This window comes from bacterium, from assembly GCA_019695305.1.
GTDB lineage: Bacteria > UBA10199 > UBA10199 > UBA10199 > JAIBAG01 > JAIBAG01.
This window is the reverse complement of sequence record JAIBAG010000030.1, coordinates 1-16,843: the sequence shown is the minus strand read 5'-3', so window position 1 is coordinate 16,843 and position 16,843 is coordinate 1. Positions and strand designations below refer to the sequence as shown.

20 protein-coding genes are annotated in these 16,843 nt (G+C 40.9%); 14 read left to right on the top strand and 6 right to left on the bottom strand.

Going from position 1 to position 16,843, the window contains the following annotated elements:
• The first annotated feature begins 47 nt into the window (after nt 1-47).
• On the top strand, nt 48-377 hold the full coding sequence (locus K1X76_11130; protein ID MBX7149621.1) for a DMT family protein: 330 nt from the start codon (nt 48-50) through the stop codon (nt 375-377).
• Nucleotides 378-379: 2 nt separating this feature from the next.
• Here the strand turns inward: K1X76_11130 and K1X76_11125 are convergent, their stop codons facing one another.
• The 3 genes from K1X76_11125 to K1X76_11115 form a co-directional block, all read right to left on the bottom strand.
• Nucleotides 380-1,258 (bottom strand): alpha/beta fold hydrolase, encoded by an 879-nt coding sequence (locus tag K1X76_11125; GenBank protein ID MBX7149620.1) that lies wholly within the window; start codon nt 1,256-1,258, stop codon nt 380-382.
• A 66-nt stretch (nt 1,259-1,324) separates the two neighbouring features.
• A complete protein-coding gene (locus tag K1X76_11120) occupies nt 1,325-1,522 on the bottom strand; it encodes a hypothetical protein (GenBank protein MBX7149619.1) in 198 nt (65 codons plus the stop codon).
• A gap of 13 nt (nt 1,523-1,535) precedes the next feature.
• Nucleotides 1,536-2,444 carry a diadenylate cyclase gene (locus K1X76_11115; protein ID MBX7149618.1) on the bottom strand — a complete coding sequence of 303 codons (909 nt, stop codon included), beginning with the start codon at nt 2,442-2,444 and terminating at the stop codon, nt 1,536-1,538.
• 82 nt (nt 2,445-2,526) lie between these two features.
• Here K1X76_11115 and K1X76_11110 point away from each other — a divergent pair, with 82 nt between their 5' ends.
• The 10 genes from K1X76_11110 to ccsA (K1X76_11065) all read left to right on the top strand — a co-directional run bounded on the left by K1X76_11110 (nt 2,527) and on the right by ccsA (K1X76_11065) (nt 12,513).
• A complete protein-coding gene (locus K1X76_11110) occupies nt 2,527-4,131 on the top strand; it encodes a sulfite exporter TauE/SafE family protein (GenBank protein MBX7149617.1) in 1,605 nt (534 codons plus the stop codon).
• The gene (locus K1X76_11105; protein ID MBX7149616.1) at nt 4,131-6,089 is read left to right on the top strand and encodes a GAF domain-containing protein; all 1,959 of its coding nucleotides are present in this window, start codon (nt 4,131-4,133) and stop codon (nt 6,087-6,089) included. Before K1X76_11110 ends, K1X76_11105 begins: the two co-directional genes overlap by 1 nt.
• Nucleotides 6,090-6,092: 3 nt before the next feature.
• Nucleotides 6,093-6,572: a transcription elongation factor GreA gene (gene greA, locus K1X76_11100; protein MBX7149615.1), complete on the top strand. Its 480-nt coding sequence runs from the start codon at nt 6,093-6,095 to the stop codon at nt 6,570-6,572.
• A gap of 304 nt (nt 6,573-6,876) precedes the next feature.
• Nucleotides 6,877-7,269: a cytochrome c maturation protein CcmE gene (locus K1X76_11095; protein MBX7149614.1), complete on the top strand. Its 393-nt coding sequence runs from the start codon at nt 6,877-6,879 to the stop codon at nt 7,267-7,269.
• Complete coding sequence (gene ccsA, locus K1X76_11090) at nt 7,266-9,719, top strand: cytochrome c biogenesis protein CcsA (protein ID MBX7149613.1); 2,454 nt, start codon at nt 7,266-7,268, stop codon at nt 9,717-9,719. Before K1X76_11095 ends, ccsA (K1X76_11090) begins: the two co-directional genes overlap by 4 nt.
• A 6-nt stretch (nt 9,720-9,725) precedes the next feature.
• The gene (locus K1X76_11085; GenBank protein ID MBX7149612.1) at nt 9,726-10,004 is read left to right on the top strand and encodes a hypothetical protein; all 279 of its coding nucleotides are present in this window, start codon (nt 9,726-9,728) and stop codon (nt 10,002-10,004) included.
• The gene (locus K1X76_11080) at nt 9,997-10,629 is read left to right on the top strand and encodes a hypothetical protein (GenBank protein ID MBX7149611.1); all 633 of its coding nucleotides are present in this window, start codon (nt 9,997-9,999) and stop codon (nt 10,627-10,629) included. The genes K1X76_11085 and K1X76_11080 overlap by 8 nt, the downstream gene beginning before the upstream one ends.
• A gap of 5 nt (nt 10,630-10,634) precedes the next feature.
• Nucleotides 10,635-11,225: an ATP-binding cassette domain-containing protein gene (locus tag K1X76_11075; GenBank protein ID MBX7149610.1), complete on the top strand. Its 591-nt coding sequence runs from the start codon at nt 10,635-10,637 to the stop codon at nt 11,223-11,225.
• Nucleotides 11,219-11,872, top strand: coding sequence for a heme exporter protein CcmB (locus K1X76_11070; protein MBX7149609.1), 654 nt, complete (start codon nt 11,219-11,221; stop codon nt 11,870-11,872). The genes K1X76_11075 and K1X76_11070 overlap by 7 nt, the downstream gene beginning before the upstream one ends.
• Nucleotides 11,869-12,513: a cytochrome c biogenesis protein CcsA gene (ccsA, locus tag K1X76_11065; GenBank protein MBX7149608.1), complete on the top strand. Its 645-nt coding sequence runs from the start codon at nt 11,869-11,871 to the stop codon at nt 12,511-12,513. The genes K1X76_11070 and ccsA (K1X76_11065) overlap by 4 nt, the downstream gene beginning before the upstream one ends.
• 175 nt (nt 12,514-12,688) lie before the next feature.
• Here the strand turns inward: ccsA (K1X76_11065) and rpmB are convergent, their stop codons facing one another.
• Nucleotides 12,689-12,880 (bottom strand): 50S ribosomal protein L28, encoded by a 192-nt coding sequence (rpmB, locus tag K1X76_11060; GenBank protein ID MBX7149607.1) that lies wholly within the window; start codon nt 12,878-12,880, stop codon nt 12,689-12,691.
• Between the two features lie 47 nt (nt 12,881-12,927).
• Between rpmB and K1X76_11055 the strand changes: the two genes are divergently transcribed.
• Nucleotides 12,928-13,335, top strand: coding sequence for a YraN family protein (locus K1X76_11055; GenBank protein MBX7149606.1), 408 nt, complete (start codon nt 12,928-12,930; stop codon nt 13,333-13,335).
• Nucleotides 13,336-13,339: 4 nt separating this feature from the next.
• The gene (locus tag K1X76_11050) at nt 13,340-13,915 is read left to right on the top strand and encodes a GNAT family N-acetyltransferase (protein ID MBX7149605.1); all 576 of its coding nucleotides are present in this window, start codon (nt 13,340-13,342) and stop codon (nt 13,913-13,915) included.
• On the opposite strand, the gene K1X76_11045 is transcribed toward K1X76_11050, so the two are convergent.
• Complete coding sequence (locus K1X76_11045) at nt 13,916-15,562, bottom strand: methylmalonyl-CoA mutase family protein (protein ID MBX7149604.1); 1,647 nt, start codon at nt 15,560-15,562, stop codon at nt 13,916-13,918. It lies immediately after the preceding gene.
• Between the two features lie 72 nt (nt 15,563-15,634).
• Between K1X76_11045 and K1X76_11040 the strand changes: the two genes are divergently transcribed.
• Nucleotides 15,635-16,261 carry a phosphatase PAP2 family protein gene (locus K1X76_11040; protein ID MBX7149603.1) on the top strand — a complete coding sequence of 209 codons (627 nt, stop codon included), beginning with the start codon at nt 15,635-15,637 and terminating at the stop codon, nt 16,259-16,261.
• Here the strand turns inward: K1X76_11040 and K1X76_11035 are convergent.
• A partial coding sequence (locus tag K1X76_11035; GenBank protein ID MBX7149602.1) for a hypothetical protein occupies nt 16,203-16,843 on the bottom strand: 641 nt, incomplete at its 5' end. The two genes, K1X76_11040 and K1X76_11035, sit on opposite strands and share 59 nt — an antisense overlap.

Here is a 16,843-nt window from a genome sequence, read left to right as displayed (position 1 = left end):
CGGAGATCCTTCGCACCGCTTCGCGGGCTGAGGATGACTCATTTCATATGTCTACTATCATCCTTCTTATCTTCTCCAATGTGTTCATGACTTTTGCCTGGTATGGGCATTTGCGTTACAAAAACGTGCCGCTCTGGCAGGCTATTGCCGTTAGTTGGCTTATTGCTTTTGTGGAGTATTGTTTTCAGGTGCCGGCTAACCGTATTGGTGCGCAGTATTTTGAAACCGCACAGCTTAAAACCATTCAAGAAATCATCACGCTCGTTGTTTTTATCGCCTTTTCTGTTTTTTATCTTAAAGAACCACTACGTTGGAATTACCTGGTAGGTTTTGGTTTTATGATTGCTGCCGCTTTTTTTGTATTTAAAAAGTGGTAGGATTATTCGCCGCCCAAAGCTTTCTTTAAACTAAAATTCTTAGCCCCTTCAATGAGGCGTAAACTTGATTTCTGATTCATCTTTTCGCGGTCTTTTAATACCTTTTGACGGGTGCGTTCTTCTAAACTGGCCGGCATGTTGTCGTTTAAGGCATGGCGGATCACATGGTACACGGATTTTTTAATGAGAAATTCCGAATGACTGATGCTGTCGATCTCTAAATTTTTCACATTGGCCGCTTCCTCTAGCACACCGCCAGGGTACACACAAATGCGATCGTCTTTGGAATATATGGAATACAATTTTACTTTTTTAGGGAAGGGACCTTGTTTTAAGCGGCGGATAAAATTACTCATAGGGGTCATCTGGCGTATGCTTTTGCTCATAAAAGCTGCAGGGGTGAAGCTGGCCAGTAAGGCCCAAGGACTACCGTTATGCGGTGTGCCCATGGTAATCAGCATTTTTACACGGCGGTCACCACCTAAACGCTTGATATAGTAGTGGCCAATAAGTCCGCCTTTAGAGTGGGCCAAAATGCTGATTTTGCCGCGGAACTGATATTTTTGATAGAGACGTTCAATTTTTTGATCGATGTGCGAGGCTAATTCTTCAATAGGATTGGTGTTAAAGGTGCCCAGCGTTCCGCCCAGGTTAATGCTAAATACGGTGTACCCATCGTTATAAAGGCGTTTTTCTAAAATGGCAAAAGTGCGGCGGGTGGCGCCAAAGCCGTAAATAAGGAGAACCGGATTTTTACTTTTATGGAGATCGGCTTTTCTTTCGATGCGGTTACCGCTTAAGGTTAAGGCCGCAATGGTAGACCAACTTTTAATGCGGCGAGCCACACGGCGTACAGAACGGCGTAGTTTTTGAACCGGCATAGGATATAATACTATCCTGTATGCCGCAGGATGTCAAAAGGCTTATTAGGTAATTGTTGAAGAAAATTAGGCTTCTTCCGAGAGATCTTGGGTTACTTCATCATCACCCAAAAATTCATCTTCCTCTTCTTCCAGGTTGATGATTTCGGAGTTATCGGCATCATCGGCCAGAGAGGCCAGGTGTTTTTTGTAATCAGCATCCGAGATGACGCCTTTTTCGAGGTTACGTTTTAAGGTGCGTTTATCAAAGCTTCTTAAGGTCATAAATTATTCTCCATTAGCGGGAAGGCTTTTCGATACTCATGATGACTTTACCATGTCTGAATATCCGCACATCGCCGGTGGACTCCGAAATAACAATCGCAATGGCGTTTGTCAACGCCGTAATACCGGCCGCCGATATGTGGCGGGCCCCTAAACCACGGGGAATTTCAGACTCATCGGTAGCCGCACTTAAATAACGTCCGGCCGAAATAACCTCGCCATCGCCCGAAATAACAAAAGCACCGTCTAAGGCAGAAAATTCGATAATGGTGTCTTTTAAAGCCGGGTTTAATAAATTTCGTTCTTCTTCCGAATAGCCCTTAAAGGGGTTGATGATCATTTGTTTGCTTAATTGCATCACGCGTTCTTCGTCACCCAGCACAAAAATTGTGCCCACGGGCTTGCCTTCGCGGCCTTTATTAGACATTTCAATAGCCAAATTAAGTGTATGCTCAAACACGGCAGCTTTTACGGTATCGGGCAAATTTTCAAAATCGGTACCGGTCAGTACTTCCGATTCACTGGCAATGGTGAGTGATAACACAAAATCAAGCATGCCTTGTTCGGCTTTGCCTCCTAAAAACACAATGGTGTCGTCGGCATTAACCAGTTTTGTGGACAGAGCAAAAAGGACGGCAATTTTAATCATGCCCATACGACCCAGCTTGAGTTTGGGAATGGTGATAACCCCTCTAATAGGGGTAGGCTGGTTCCAGGTGTAATTAGCTTTTTTAGAAACCAAAATAAGCTGAATACCCTTGGGTAAGGTGTCGGGCAATAGCTCTTCGTCTACCGAATCGATGTATACAAAAAGATATTTGGCCTTAACGCCTTTAGCAGCATCTAAAGCCGATTTGATGAATGACTTGTTATGTGCCTTCATCATTTTGGCTTTGGCTTGATTAGGATCGCGAGCAGACATTTTTTAAGGATACTTAACGCGTCAAAATTCTTCAACTTTTTTATGGAAAAAAAAGCATTTAGCAGTATGATGACACCCCATTATGAAAAAGGGCTTTTTTGTCATTTTAGCGTTTTTAACACTCCTTTTTGCCTCAACAGGACATGCTTACGAAATAGGGGGCGATGACGAAAACCCTTTTTCGGTTTATTTTGACGAAAGCCCCGAGCCCATGACTCAGGGTGCTAGTACCACCTTTAAGTTTCTGTTTCAAATTCCACCCGAATATTATTTGTATGCCGATAAATTAACCGTTGAGTTAGATCCTCCTGGGGGTATTAGCCTTGGTACTTTGGTAAAGCCTTTAGCCGAAGTAAAAATGGATCCTTATCTCGAGAAAGAGGTGGAAATTTATCATAACGAACTGTCGCTAGATTTACCCGTAAGCATTTCGGCTCAAATAGCACCCGGCACCTATGCTTTAAGTGGCGTGATTAAACTACAGGGCTGTTCTACCGAACTTTGCTACAGGCCCATGACGTATCCTATTACCATTAATCTTACGGTAAACGGGACTCAAGTGACACCGCCAACAACCAGCGATTCCTTTTTTGCTAAAACTAAAAAATTACTGCAAAGCTCCCAGTTTTCGGATGTGGCCGGTCTTGGTTTTTTGTGGTCAATTTTTGTTGCGTTTTTAGGAGGACTTTTAACCGATTTAACACCCTGTGTTTGGCCTATGATACCAGTAACGCTGGTGGTGATTGGTTTGCATAAAGATAAATCTATTTTTCATAATTTATTTTACGTGTCGGTGATGGTGGCAGGGATGGCTTTTATGTACTCCATTTTGGGGTTAATAGTAGCCGCGTTGGGTAAAAGTTTTGGTTTTTTATTTCAAAACGTTTATTTCCTCACATTCATCATTTTATTTTTGGTAGTGATGGCGCTTTCGCTTTTTGATTTATTTCACTTTCATATCCCGCAATTTTTACACAACTTTTTGGCTAAAATTTCTACAGCCGGAGTAGGGGGCATCTTTTTTACCGGGATGACATTGGGTTTTATGGCTACTCCCTGCGTGGGCCCTATTGTGGGGCCGCTCTTGGTTTACGTGGCAAAAACACAAAATATATTAGAAGGCTTTGTACTGATGTTTGCCTATGCCATGGGGATGGGCACCATTTTTGTGGTAATTGGTACTTTTTATGGTTCATTTACAGGACGACTCAAATCGGGCGCGTGGATGACTGTGGTTAAAAAGATATTGGGTGTTCTTTTACTGGTTGTGGCCGCTTATTATGCGTTTAGCTTGTATCAGCCAACAAGGAGTCACCAGCATAGCAATCAAACTTTTGTTTATTCATTAGGTGACGGTTTGGATCGTGCCCAAAAAGAAAACAAACCTGTTCTTATCGATTTTTTTGCCACCTGGTGTTTGCCCTGCATGGAGTTAGATAAAACCGTTTTTGAAAATGAAATTATTGATCAGGAACTGAAAGACGCGTGGGTGCCTATTAAAATTGATTGTAGTCAATCTACACCCGCCTGCGAAGAGGCTATAAAGCGTTACAATATTATTGGCTGGCCCACGGTGGTTTTTTTAGATCGTAATCAACAAGAAGTTTCGGAGGAGCGACTTGTAGGAAAAGTAATAAAGCCAACGGAGATGACAACAATTTTAAACCGTGTGAAGGGGAAAAAATAATGGCTTTAGACCGCGTACGATTAGCTCTTTTAGATGAAATGAAACTGCCCGATTTTAAGGGCCGTCATCTTTTTATTGCCAAGCTTCGACTAATCATTTTTTTATTGTGCTGGCTCATGTTTGTTATTTTTTTTCCGCGTATTTGGAAAGAAATACCTCTGGTTCCGCTCATTTTTAACATTGGCTTCTTTGTAACGGCTCTTTGTTATTGGTGTGTGCTTAAAGAAAAATTTATTCTCACCATGTCGGTATTTGAGGTTTTGGCCGATATTGTTAGTCAAACCACCATTATTTATATCTTAGGAGCCGATCAGGTAGTGGTTTTTTTATTTTACGGTTTGTACGTAATTGCGGCCGGATCGTTTTTTGGTTACATCACTGCTCTTTTGGCTGCTACTTTTGTTCTGGTGGCCTACTGTGGCCTTCTTATTTTGGTGCAACTTGGTGTGGTGCCGCCGTACATGTATGCTTTAAACAGCCTGTCTTTTTTTAAACTCGAAAATTTTGGTTATGTTTTTAACTTGGTGTTTTTACCAGTGGCTTTGGTGGTTATTGTGTATGGCGCCAAAATTGCCCATTACTTTTCTAAAATTAAGGAACGTGCGCTCGAAACGCGTAACGTGCAATTGGTTGCTTTAAATCGTATTGGTTCTACCATCCGTAAGGCCATGAACCTGCAAAGTGTTATTGATCAGGTGTTAAAGGGTGTTATTCAGGGTTTGGGTTTTGAAATTTGTTTTTTGGCTCTTTTGTCGCGCAAAGCTGACCGTGTTCATTTTTATGTGCCCAAGGGTAATCCCTATACCAAAAAGATGGAAAATATTTTGGGCTTTAGTTTAGAGGAAGTTCATTTGCCACTAGAGGCTACTGAGAATTCGGCATACCAATCTATTTTGCGCAACCGGGTAATTATTCGTAACGACATGACAGAGCTTACTACTGGTCTTATCCCAGAAATTAATCCTCAAGCAGCCCTTAACATGCAAAAGATTATTGGATTTAATAAATTTGTAATTGCACCGCTGGTAGCGGAACGCAAAGTGGTTGGGGCATTAATTGGTGCATCAAAAAAGAAGTATGTGGAAGAAAGCATGGTGGATACGTTAGATAATTTTGCTAACCAGGCCGCTTTAGCCATTGAATCGGCACAGCTCATTGAAGAATTGCAGGAAAAAAATATTCAGTTGGAAGAGGCTAATAAAATTAAATCGGACTTTTTGGCTATTATGAGCCACGAGTTACGCACGCCGCTTACGGCCATTATTGGATACTCTGAAATTTTACTGGATAAGGTGATGGGAGAGCTTAATCGTGAGCAAACCGATTCGCTTTCGGAAGTGTTAAAAAACGCCGAAAATTTATTGCGACTGATTAACAGTATTTTAGATTTGGCTAAAGTGGAAGCCGGTAAGATGGAAATTTCTTACGAGCGTTTTTCGATTGCTAATTTGGTGCAGGAGGTTTTTCAAACGGTGGCACCTCTCATGACCCGTAAAGAGCAAGAGCTTAAGCTTGATATTGCCGAAGGCTTGCCCGATTTAGATGCCGACTCTGGAAAAATTCGTCAGATTTTATTGAATTTGGTGGGGAATGCCATCAAGTTTACGCCTGAAAAGGGAGTGATTACGGTAAAAGTTGAGTTTTTCCCTCAAGGAGATGATATAGCTCTTGCGTATCATCTAGATCCGGCACGTTTGGAGGGTAGGGGCGTGTTTCAGATTTCGGTGATTGACAATGGTATAGGAATTAGAGAAGAACACTTAAGCACCATATTTGATATTTTTCAGCAGGTAGATTCTACTTTTACCCGCAAGTATCAGGGAACAGGTTTAGGACTTGCACTATCTAAGCAGTTTTCTGAACTTCATGGCGGGGCACTTCAGGTAAAATCCGAGTTTGGTAAAGGCTCCACTTTTAGTTTTATTATTCCAGAGAATACGGTGAAGGAGAAAGGATAGACAATGAGTGACAGAATTCCCATGACGCCGGAAGGCTTTGAAAAATTAAGAAACGAACTCAGCCAGATTAAATCGGTGGATCGTCCACAAACAGTGACAGCTATTGAGGTTGCTCGGGAGCATGGTGATTTGCGTGAAAATGCCGAGTATCATGCGGCCAAAGAAAAAATGAGTTTTATTAATGGTCGTATTCAGGAATTGGAATCTTATATTTCTCTGGCCGAAGTGATAGATCCAAAGCTGGTGAAAGAAAAAGACCGCATTGTATTTGGTGCCAAGGTAACTCTTTTAGATCCTGATAACGACAAAGAAAGTACTTACCAAATTGTAGGTGAGTTTGAATCGGACGTAACTTCTGGAAAAATTTCTGTGAAATCTCCTATGGCTAAAGCCATGATTAGTAAAAAAATGGGTGATGCCGTAGTGGTAAAAACTCCTAAAGGCCCTAAGGAGTACGAAGTTGCCGGTATTAAGTACGAGTAATTTAGTCTCAACAGAATGAGATGGTTTGCTTGAAATCCCACTACGCACAGCGCAGCTGCGCTCCGGGGACGACTCAGTCTATTATATTTTTTAAATTAAGGTGTTTGTCGAAAAAGACCCTCCCACCCCACCCGGAGGTGGAGCGGAAGGCCTTAAAAAGGGGGTCAGTCAGCTCTTTCGAGCTCACTATAGTTATCGGTAAAACGTCAATAAAGTTGCTAGTTTTTTTCAAAAAGTTCATCTTTTTTTATTCTATTCTAACCTTGCATAATTCTTTGCTTTTTTATATGGATTCCCACTCCATATGAACCGTAAAAAAGTCTATCTTGTGGGTTTTCTCCTTATTGTAGGAATTTTGGCGTATTTGTTAAGTACCACCCTTAATACGGCCTTCCAATATTATGTTACTGCCGGCGAGTTTATAACGCATCAGGACAAATACCGTGATAAAACACTTAAAATTGCAGGCCATGCCATAGGTGTAACTAAAACTGATTCTATGAGCGGCATTGTGTATCAATTTAACGTTACCGAAGAGACTGCCGTGGTCCCCGTACGCTACAAGGGTTTGGCTCCTGATACCTTTAAAGAGGGTTCCGAAGTAGTGGTGACGGGTTTGTGGAAAGATGAAGGCTATTTTGAAGCTTCCGAAATTTTGGCCAAATGCGCCTCTAAGTATGAGGCAAAAGTAAAATGAATCTTTCTAATCTGGGTAACAACTTGTTAGCTCTTGCCTATCCCGCCTGTTTATACAGTCTGCTTATTTATTGGATTGGTCACAAAAAAAGGGATGCTCGTTTGGTTACCAGTGCTGCACGCGCTAATGGTGTTACCTTTGTGTTAATAACTCTTGCGTGTATTACTTTAATTGCAGCGTTTCTCACCAACGATTACAGTATTTTTTACGTTTATAATTATTCTAATAAATCGCTTCCTCTCTTTTTTAAAATTACCGGTCTGTGGGCAGGGCTTGACGGCTCCATTTTATTTTGGACCTGGCTTGTAAGTCTTTATGCCATGATGGTGTTGCGTCATAACATTAAAAAGAATGCCGACATGATGCCTTATATTAATGCGGTGATGATGACGATTATCTTTTTCTTTTTGTCGTTAGTCCTGTTTGCAAACAATCCTTTTACAGTATCGCCGCAAGTTTTTACCGACGGGAAAGGGCTTAATCCTTTGCTGCAAAATATAGCCATGGTTGTCCACCCGCCGTCTCAGTATTTAGGATTTACCGGAGCTTCGGTGCCGTTTGCATTTGCTATTGCAGCACTCGTCACACGACGCTTGGATGCCGGTTGGATAGATGACACGCGCCGTTGGACACTGATTGCCTGGTTTTTTATGACCTTGGGCCTTATTTTGGGAGGTGCATGGGCCTATGTTGAACTGGGCTGGGGAGGTTTTTGGGCCTGGGATCCTGTAGAAAATGCGGCTCTTATGCCGTGGCTTGTGTCTACGGCCTATATTCATTCTGTGATGGTGCAAAAAAAGCGTGGCATGCTCTATGTATGGAATATCAGTCTTGTATCGCTCACATTTTTTCTCACCATTTTTGGTACTTACCTCACACGTAGTGGAGTGGTTCAATCGGTGCATGCGTTTTCGGAAGGAAATTTAGGGCCTTACTTTTTAATATTTCTTTTTACCTTTATTGGTATCACCGCCATATTGGTGGCCACGCGTTATAAAAAACTTAAAAGTGAAAATGTTCTCCATTCTTTCTTTTCTAAAGAAGCAGCTTTTATTCTTAACAACATTGTACTGGTAGCCGGTGTAACCGCGGTTATTTGGGGTACTCTTTTTCCCACTATTTCTGAGGGAATTACAGGTGAGCGCATTACCGTGGGGATTCCTTTCTTTAATAAATTTATGGCGCCTATTGGGCTCATTCTTCTATTTTTAATGGGGGTAGGCCCAATGGTATCATGGAAGCAGGCGCGCATGCGTCACATCCGCGATAATCTTCTTATTCCGGGCCTTTTTGGTATAGCGGTAACGGTAGTTACTCTTTTTTGGCAAACAAATTGGTATGTGGTGAGCAGTTTTGGATTGGTTGCTTTTGTGATGGCTACTATTTGGCTTGAATTTTACCGTGGTGTTAAAGTGGTACGCTTGCAACAAAAATTGGGTTTGTTTGAAAGCTTTATTCATCTTTTTATCCAGGCTAATCGTCGTTATGGTGGCTATGTGGTGCATGTGGGTGCCTTGTTCATTTTTTTAGGAATTGCGGGCACTGTGCTTAAGACCGAAAAGGATTTTTCGCTGCTTCCGCAGCAAAGTGTTACTTTTGAAGGTTACGAATTGCACTATGTGGCTCCCGAAACTAAACAGGATGCGCATCATGTGGAAGATTACGCCATTGTGCAGGTGCTCAAAAATGGAAAGCTTTTAAAAACGCTGATGCCTGGCCGCTTTTTTTATTTTACTTCCGAACAACCGTCAACCGAAGTAAGTGTGTATCAAACTCTTTTCCACGATTTGTATTTAGTAATTGGCGTACAAGATCCGCAAACCGGTAAAACCGAATTTAGAGCAAGCCTTAACCCGCTTATCAGTTTTGTGTGGATGGGAGGTTTTATTATTTTAGTGGGTATTGTTATTGTTATTTTCCCCAAATTTAAAACCCCTAAAGCTTTGCCTCTTATTATATTGTGTGTGTTTCTCCATTCATATCCGCTGCATGCCGATGAGTCTCATCAGCATGTGGTGAATCAAGATGACCCCTTTGCTAATGTGAGCGAGACCGATCCCTATTATAAACCTTTGCAAGAGTTGGCCGCTAAACTTATTTGTCAATGCGGGGGATGTGTGCGTATGGATTTAAAAACATGTACGTGTGATTATGCCAAAAAAGAAAAAATGGGTTTTTATGAAAAGCTGAAAAATGGGATGACTTCTGAAGCTGTGATTGGCGAATATGTGGGCCGTTATGGCGTGATTGCACTTAATGAGCCGCCCAAGAAAGGGTTTTTAGCGCTTGGGCCCATAATGCCCTTTATTATTGTGGGTGCAGCCTTAGTTGCAGGTATTGCTTTTATTACAAAAAAAAGTGCGAGTGCTGTGAAGCCGGAAAAAGTTTCTTCTTTTATTGTAGATGACAATCTTAAAAAGAAAATTGAGGACGATTTAAATAATTTTTAAAAGTTTATGGAATGGATCATTATTACAGCCGTATTTATTTTTTCAATTCTATGGGTAGGGCTGCCTTTTATAAAGGGCTTGAGCGGCAGTTATGTGACGATGAGTGCTGATTTACCGCGCCATAATTTAGAATTGCGTAAAGAAGAATTGCTCACAAGTTTGGCTGATTTATCGATGGATGTAAAAACAGGAAAAATGGCCCAAGATGATTTTAATGAAGTGTATGGCGAAACCATGGCCGAGGCGGCTCGTGTTTACGGAGCGCTGGAGAAAAAAGATGTATAAGTTTATTATTTTCTTTTTTATCTTTTGTTTTTTTTCGTGGAGTGCTGTTGCCCAAATGCCACCGGCTGGCAGTATGCCGCCCATGTTTATGGGAAAGGGTTTTATTGAAGGTACACTCTATAAAATGGAAAAAGGTAAAAAACAGGTTTTAACCGATCATCCCATTGGCATCATGGTTTTTCAAAATGGACAACGTCTTTTAACTTTGGATAAAAAAACAGACGCTAACGGTAACTTTAAGTTTAAAAATATTAAACAAGAAGATGGTTTTAGTTATGTATTAGGCGTTATAGAAAACGATAAATTGTATGTGATGAGTGATATTACCTTAACGCCAGCCCAGGACGTATTTAAAGCCGATTTTAACGTGGGTGAGGGCTCTCCGTATTTAATGGAAGATGTTGATTTGCATGCTGCCCAAGCTGAAGCTAATGCAGAATCAGCTTCACCTAATGAGGCTGATACACCGGCCATGACGGGACAAATGGGATCGGGCGAGTCGTCAAAGTCGGCTTTAAGTGTGGCTAGTCCCTGGGAAAAACCGCATCAAAAACTGGCCATTTTATTAAGCGTGTTTGTTTTAGGATTGAGCTTTTATTTTTTTAATACCGATCCTCAAGGGTAATTTGCATGATGAAGCCTCTTTTGGACATTAGTAACTTGCACCAGGCTTACGGCTCTCGTTCTATTTTTAAAAATCTTCATTTAACAGTTCAGCCAAAACATTTTGTATGGGTTACGGGCCCTAATGGGGTGGGGAAGACTACTCTTTTAAAAACAATTGCCGGTATTTTAAAACCTTTGTCTGGTTCTGTTAACTTTTCTTTTAAGGAAAGAGCTTCTTATTTTAGCCCTCAATCGCAAGTTTATTTTAAAATGACGGTAGATGAAAATATCCACTTTTTTTCCAAAATACTGGGTTATACAGTTGAAGAGGCGATAACTTATGCGCACATGCTGGGCTTGCAAGAGTCACGTGGCGTGATGTATCGCAATTTATCTTTTGGTCAAAAAATTAAAACTTTATTAACCCTAGCTCTTTCGCAAAAAAGTAGTTTGTTTCTTTTAGATGAGCCGTATACGGGTTTAGATCAAGACAGTATAACAACTCTCAACGCTGTTCTTAAAAACAAAATAGAAGAGGGCGCTAGTGTTGTGTGTGCCACTCATCAGTTTAACCCTATTGAAGGTGTAGCTATTCAAGAATTCAAATTATGCTAGTTCACTTTTTAAAAAAGGAATTTACACTTCTTTTAAAAACTCCCGAAAAGTTTTTTTCGGTGTTTCTTTTTTCTTTTTTAATTGTGTTGTTGTTTTCGCTCAGTTTTCATGATGTGTCGCGTGCCAGTGTGGTAGGGCTTTATTGGATTTATATTTTATTTGCCGGTGTACTTCGCTTTAATCAAAGTTTTGACGACGAAAACGAAGGAAATGCATGGGACCTTCTTAAAATTAATTCCACGGGGCTTGGTTTATTTGGTGCAAAAGTTATTTTTAATTTTGTTATTTTATTGCTTCTTTCACTTTTCTTTTTTGTAGTTGAGCAGGCAATTTTTCCGGTTTATTTTTTGCGTTCCGAAATACTTCTCTTTTTAAAAGTAATTCCGCTGGCACTTATATCCTTTGCAGTGATTGGCACTCTTTTTTCAGGCTTTATTACGGGAGGTACCTTTAAAGAGCTTTTATTCACGCTCTTATTTTATCCTCTATCGCTGCCATTAATTTTAGTTTGTTTTTTTGTAGTGGGTGAGGGCAGTACAGGTATGCTGGTGTTGCATTTGGAATGGTATCGTTTTTTGGTGGGTGTGGCACTTATCTATTGTATTGCCTCCACCATGATGTTTGACTATTACTATCAAGAGTCATGAAAATTTTTTCGTCCAAATTGGTCCCTCTTCTTTATTTACTCCTTGTGGTTTGTTTTTATCTTATTTTCATGGTGGCCCCCCAAGAGGCTACGCAGGGGATGGTGCATAAAATTTTTTACTGTCATGTATCCTCGGCCTTTAACATGTACTTGGGTTTTGGCTTGTCTGGTATTTTTGCGGTATTGTTTTTAATAAAAAAGGAAGACTCACATTATCAAATGGCCATGGCTGGTGTAGAAGCTGGACTTTTGTTTTGCACCATGGTTCTTGCTACTGGTCCGGTATGGGCACGCCCCATTTGGGGTACTTGGTGGACATGGGATCCGCGTCTTACAACAACGCTTATTTTGTGGCTTGTTTTTTGTGCTGTTTACTTTTTTGACAAACTCTCGCTTGAAAACCCCAAAAGCCGTACGGTGGCTTGTTTGCTCATTTTATTTGGTTTGCTGGATATGCCTCTTGTAATGCTGGCGGTTAAAATTTGGAGAGGGCTTCATCCTAATGTATTAGGTGGAAAAAATAATATGCCGCCCGAAATGAAGCTTACACTTCTTGTTACTAATATTGTATTTATGATTTTATTTGGATTTGTGTATGCGGCTTTATCTCGTGTTCGTTTATTGGCCGGCAAGAAAGGATAAAATGGATACGTCGCTTTATATGTTTATAGGCTATTCACTTTTATGGGCTTTGCCCATGGTGGTGCTTTACCGTATATTGAAAAAAGTGGAGAAGTTAGAAGGGTGAATGGTGGATGGTGGTTAGTGGATGGAAAGATTTTTACTATCTACCATTCACTATCCACTATTTACTTTTTTAAGCGGCTTTGATTACTTTGCCAGAACGCAGGCAACGGGTACATACTTTAATGCGTTTTACCGTTTTACCTAACATAGCTTTTACAACTTTAAGATTGGGAAACGAGCGCTTAACGGTTTTGTTGTTAGCGTGAGAAACGTTGTGACCCATGAGGGGTTTTTTCTTACAGATTGAACATTCGCGTGCCATAGGTAGTCCTAACTAAAATTGAAGCGCGTTTGTATCAGGGACGTCATATGTTTTCAACCAAAAAATCAATTCCTACGCCTGCCTTTAAGGCTCCGCATTTAGTGACCGGAGCCAAAGGCGAGAGCGAGGCAATTAAGTATTTAAAATCAAAGGGTTATAAGATTTTGGAAATAAACTATCGAACAAAGGCCGGGGAGATTGATATTATTGTAGAGAAAGGGCCCGATCTTCATTTTGTAGAAGTTAAAACAAGAAGAGGCGCTGGTTTTGGACATGCAGTGGAGGCGGTAACGCTTTTTAAGCAAAGAAAGCTTATTCGGGCTGCTCAGTTTTATCTGCAGTACAAACCCGAGTATCGTAATAAGGGCCATTTGTTTTCTATTTTAACCCTCATGGGCAACAACGAAAAAGGTTGGGAGATAGAATTTTTTCCCAATGCTTTTGGATTAAATTAATAATATGCGCACCTTAAATGGAATGAATGTGAGGCTTGTTCCTTACGAAACCAAACATGCTTTTGTGCTAGTGAATTGGTATTACGATTTCAGGTATGCCCAGTTTTTTAGGGATATGGATGAAGAGCCCTACGATACCAGTAGTATTGGCCGTTTAGTAGAAGGTTTGGCACGTAATGGAATTGTGCTGCTTGTGATTGAAGAACTGGCCACCGATAAACCTTTGGGGCTCATGACCTGGAACATGGTAAAGAAAAAGGCCGGTATTTACCGTTTTGGAATTCTTTTAGATGAAGACACGCAGCACAAAACGCTGGCTATCGAAAGTATCATCATTATGTCGCATTATTTATATGCCGGTTTGGGTTGTACCAAAATGGTGGTGGAGTTTTTAGCGTCTAACACCCATATTCAGCGTATTAGTGAAAAGGGCGGCTTTATACGTGAAGCGGTATTGGATAAGGAAGCTTTTTTAAATGGAGAATACGTGGATGAAGTGCGCTACTATCTCACACGCGAAAAAGCTTACGAGTTATATGGCGAGTATTACCGCATGCTGGATGAATTAAATCGCGCCTAACTATAACACCACATTCTCTTTATAAGTCCCAAACACCTCACGGAAGGCATTGGAAATTTCACCGAGCGATGTGTAGCACTTAACCGCGTTTAAAATATGAGGCATGAGGTTGTCGCTGCCTTTTGCGGCGGTTTTAAGCTTTTCCAAAGCCTTTTTTACCGCTTCATTATCGCGATTTTCTTTAAGGCTTTTCAGTTTATTAACCTGTCTTTGTTCAAGTTCTGCTTTAACTTTAAGTAGGCCTTCCACGGGAGGTTCTTTGATGGTGAATTGATTCACGCCTACAATCACCAAATCTTTTTGCTCTACCTTTTTCTGGTAATCAAATGAGGCATTTTGGATATTTTGTTGTTGAAAGCCGTGCTCGATGGCTTTTACAGCACCACCTAGTTCATCAATTTTTTCAATCAGCTTCAAGCTTTCGGCTTCAATTTTATCGGTGAGGCTTTCTACATAATATGAACCAGCGAGCGGATCAATAGTATCGCCAGCTCCTGTTTCGTAAGCTAATACTTGTTGGGTTCTTAAAGCAATACGGGCCGATAAATCGGTGGGGAGCGCCAAGGCTTCATCCCGGCTATTGGTATGTAAACTTTGTGTTCCACCCAACACGGCCGATAAAGCCTGATAGGCCACGCGCACAATGTTATTATCAATCTGTTGTGCGGTGAGGGTGCATCCGGCTGTTTGCGTATGAAAACGTAACTGGCAGCTACGGTCGGTGGCCTTGAAACGTTGTTTCATTAATTTGGCCCACAGTCGGCGAGCAGCGCGGAATTTGGCTACTTCTTCAAATAAATAATTATGCGCGTTAAAAAAGAAAGACAGGCGAGGGGCAAAATCGTCTACTTTTAAGCCGGCCTCTAATGCGGCTTGTACATAGGCCAAGCCGTTGGCAAGCGTAAAGGCTACTTCCTGCACGGCCGTGCTTCCGGCTTCGCGAATATGGTAGCCAGATATAGAAATAGTGTTCCATTTAGGAACATGTGTTTTACAAAATTCAAAAATATTGGTGATAATGCGCATGGACGGTGTGGGGGGATAAATATAAGTACCGCGCGCAATATATTCTTTTAAAATATCATTCTGGATGGTGCCCGAAATTTTATCGGCCGAAACTCCGTTTTTTTCGCCCACTGCAATGTAAAACGCTAAAAGGGTAGAGGCGGTGGCGTTAATGGTCATAGATGTAGAAATTTGCGACAGATCAATACCGCCTAGCAGGGTTTCCATGTCTTGAAGCGAATCAATAGCCACACCCGTTTTACCTACTTCGCCCATGGATTTTGGATCATCCGAATCGAGCCCCATTTGTGTGGGTAAATCAAAAGCAACTGATAATCCTGTTCCGCCGGCTGCAATTAAATCGCGGTAGCGCTGGTTAGATTCTTCGGCCGTACCAAAACCGGCATACTGACGCATGGTCCAAAAGCGGCCACGGTACATGCTGGATTGTACACCGCGGGTGTAGGGAAACTGGCCGGGAACACCCAGTTTTTCAAAATAGTCATCACCGGCATCTTGTGGGAGATAGAGGGGATCTACAGGAATATCGGATAAAGTTTCAAACTTATTGCGTGTTCCTTTTTTAACTTTTAATTGCTCATCATTAAAAAGAGTGAGCTGCTTTTGGTGTTCGGGTTTCATAGGGCTTTGGAAATAGTAAAATATTGATAAAAAATGAAGAGAAAAATATTTTTTTTAGTATAATAAAAGCCGATGACCCAAGAGGGCAATATTTCTTATGTGAAAAGGGCTGCCATTGTCCTAGTGTTTGTGGCCTATTTTATTGCCAATTATTTCACTATTGGCACCTTGGCTCTTAAATTTGGCCAGTTTCATACCTTGGCTTTGCCTTTTGAAGCTAAAATTCCGTTTATCCCGGCTACTTATTTTACCTATATATTTTGTTTTATCATCCCGCCGGCGGCTTTTATGGTGATTAACGATAAAAAAACACTGTATCAAATGGTGCTGGTTTTCTTTTTAAGTTTAACCGTGTGCGATGTGATTTGGTTTTTATACCCTGTTCATTACGATTTACGCCCCGATATTTATCGCTACCACTTTTGGTATGCTTCATGGATGCAGGCCTTGTTTGAGCTTGATACTCCACCCATTAACTGTTTTCCGTCGCTTCATGTGCTGTATGCTTTTTTATCTTATTTTTATGTGCGCGAGCATGCCCAGCATTTAAAAAAGTTTTTTCATTTTATGGCCTGGGCTATTGCGATTTCTACTCTAACTTTTAAGCAGCATTATGTGGCCGATGTGCTGGCGGGGTATCTTATTGCGCGTCTTTTTGCGGCGTATTTTGTGACGCCACAAATTCTTCGTGATGAGTAAACGACTCAAAACTGCCTTTGTCTAAATCGGTATCTACCGTAATGCGATCGTCAAATACAAAGCATTCGCCAATCCATTTGTTTTCATCTTTTGGAACGGTATCCAAATAATTCCAAATGCCTCCATCCAACTGATAAACCTCGTTATAGCCCAAATCCAGCATGAGGCTTGTGGCTTTTTCGCAGCGGATGCCACCGGTACAAAACATGGCTATTTTTTTATTTTTAAAAAGTTCGGTGTTGTTTTTAACAAAGTTAGGAAATTCGCCAAAAGTTTTATTTTGTGGGTTTATGGAGTTAGGAAAAGTACCTGTTTTGTATTCGTAATCGTTGCGGGTATCAATAACTACCACATTTTTATCTTCTAATAATTTATTCCAGTCTTTTGCATTTAAATGAGGGGCTGTTTTTGTAGTGGGGTTAATATCGGGACGTTTTAAAGTGACAATTTCCTTTTTAACGTGAACAACCTGTTTTTTAAAAATGGGTTTTTCGTTAAAAGCATATTTAATAAACATATCTTCAAATCCCGGCTTTTGTTGAAGCGCTGCTATAAAGAGTTGTAAGTTTTTTTCATCACCCT

Bases quoted from the DNA above. Each gene is read 5' to 3' on its own strand.
- ccsA (MBX7149613.1), top strand. From the start codon at position 7,266: ATGAATCTTTCTAATCTGGGTAACAACTTGTTAGCTCTTGCCTATCCC.
- K1X76_11045 (MBX7149604.1), bottom strand. From the start codon at position 15,562: ATGAAACCCGAACACCAAAAGCAGCTCACTCTTTTTAATGATGAGCAA.
- K1X76_11115 (MBX7149618.1), bottom strand. From the start codon at position 2,444: ATGTCTGCTCGCGATCCTAATCAAGCCAAAGCCAAAATGATGAAGGCA.
- rpmB (MBX7149607.1), bottom strand. From the start codon at position 12,880: ATGGCACGCGAATGTTCAATCTGTAAGAAAAAACCCCTCATGGGTCAC.
- K1X76_11050 (MBX7149605.1), top strand. From the start codon at position 13,340: ATGCGCACCTTAAATGGAATGAATGTGAGGCTTGTTCCTTACGAAACC.
- K1X76_11105 (MBX7149616.1), top strand. From the start codon at position 4,131: ATGGCTTTAGACCGCGTACGATTAGCTCTTTTAGATGAAATGAAACTG.
- K1X76_11085 (MBX7149612.1), top strand. From the start codon at position 9,726: ATGGAATGGATCATTATTACAGCCGTATTTATTTTTTCAATTCTATGG.
- K1X76_11130 (MBX7149621.1), top strand. From the start codon at position 48: ATGTCTACTATCATCCTTCTTATCTTCTCCAATGTGTTCATGACTTTT.
- greA (MBX7149615.1), top strand. From the start codon at position 6,093: ATGAGTGACAGAATTCCCATGACGCCGGAAGGCTTTGAAAAATTAAGA.
- K1X76_11095 (MBX7149614.1), top strand. From the start codon at position 6,877: ATGAACCGTAAAAAAGTCTATCTTGTGGGTTTTCTCCTTATTGTAGGA.
- ccsA (MBX7149608.1), top strand. From the start codon at position 11,869: ATGAAAATTTTTTCGTCCAAATTGGTCCCTCTTCTTTATTTACTCCTT.
- K1X76_11070 (MBX7149609.1), top strand. From the start codon at position 11,219: ATGCTAGTTCACTTTTTAAAAAAGGAATTTACACTTCTTTTAAAAACT.
- K1X76_11080 (MBX7149611.1), top strand. From the start codon at position 9,997: ATGTATAAGTTTATTATTTTCTTTTTTATCTTTTGTTTTTTTTCGTGG.
- K1X76_11055 (MBX7149606.1), top strand. From the start codon at position 12,928: ATGTTTTCAACCAAAAAATCAATTCCTACGCCTGCCTTTAAGGCTCCG.
- K1X76_11110 (MBX7149617.1), top strand. From the start codon at position 2,527: ATGAAAAAGGGCTTTTTTGTCATTTTAGCGTTTTTAACACTCCTTTTT.
- K1X76_11040 (MBX7149603.1), top strand. From the start codon at position 15,635: ATGACCCAAGAGGGCAATATTTCTTATGTGAAAAGGGCTGCCATTGTC.
- K1X76_11075 (MBX7149610.1), top strand. From the start codon at position 10,635: ATGATGAAGCCTCTTTTGGACATTAGTAACTTGCACCAGGCTTACGGC.
- K1X76_11120 (MBX7149619.1), bottom strand. From the start codon at position 1,522: ATGACCTTAAGAAGCTTTGATAAACGCACCTTAAAACGTAACCTCGAA.
- K1X76_11125 (MBX7149620.1), bottom strand. From the start codon at position 1,258: ATGCCGGTTCAAAAACTACGCCGTTCTGTACGCCGTGTGGCTCGCCGC.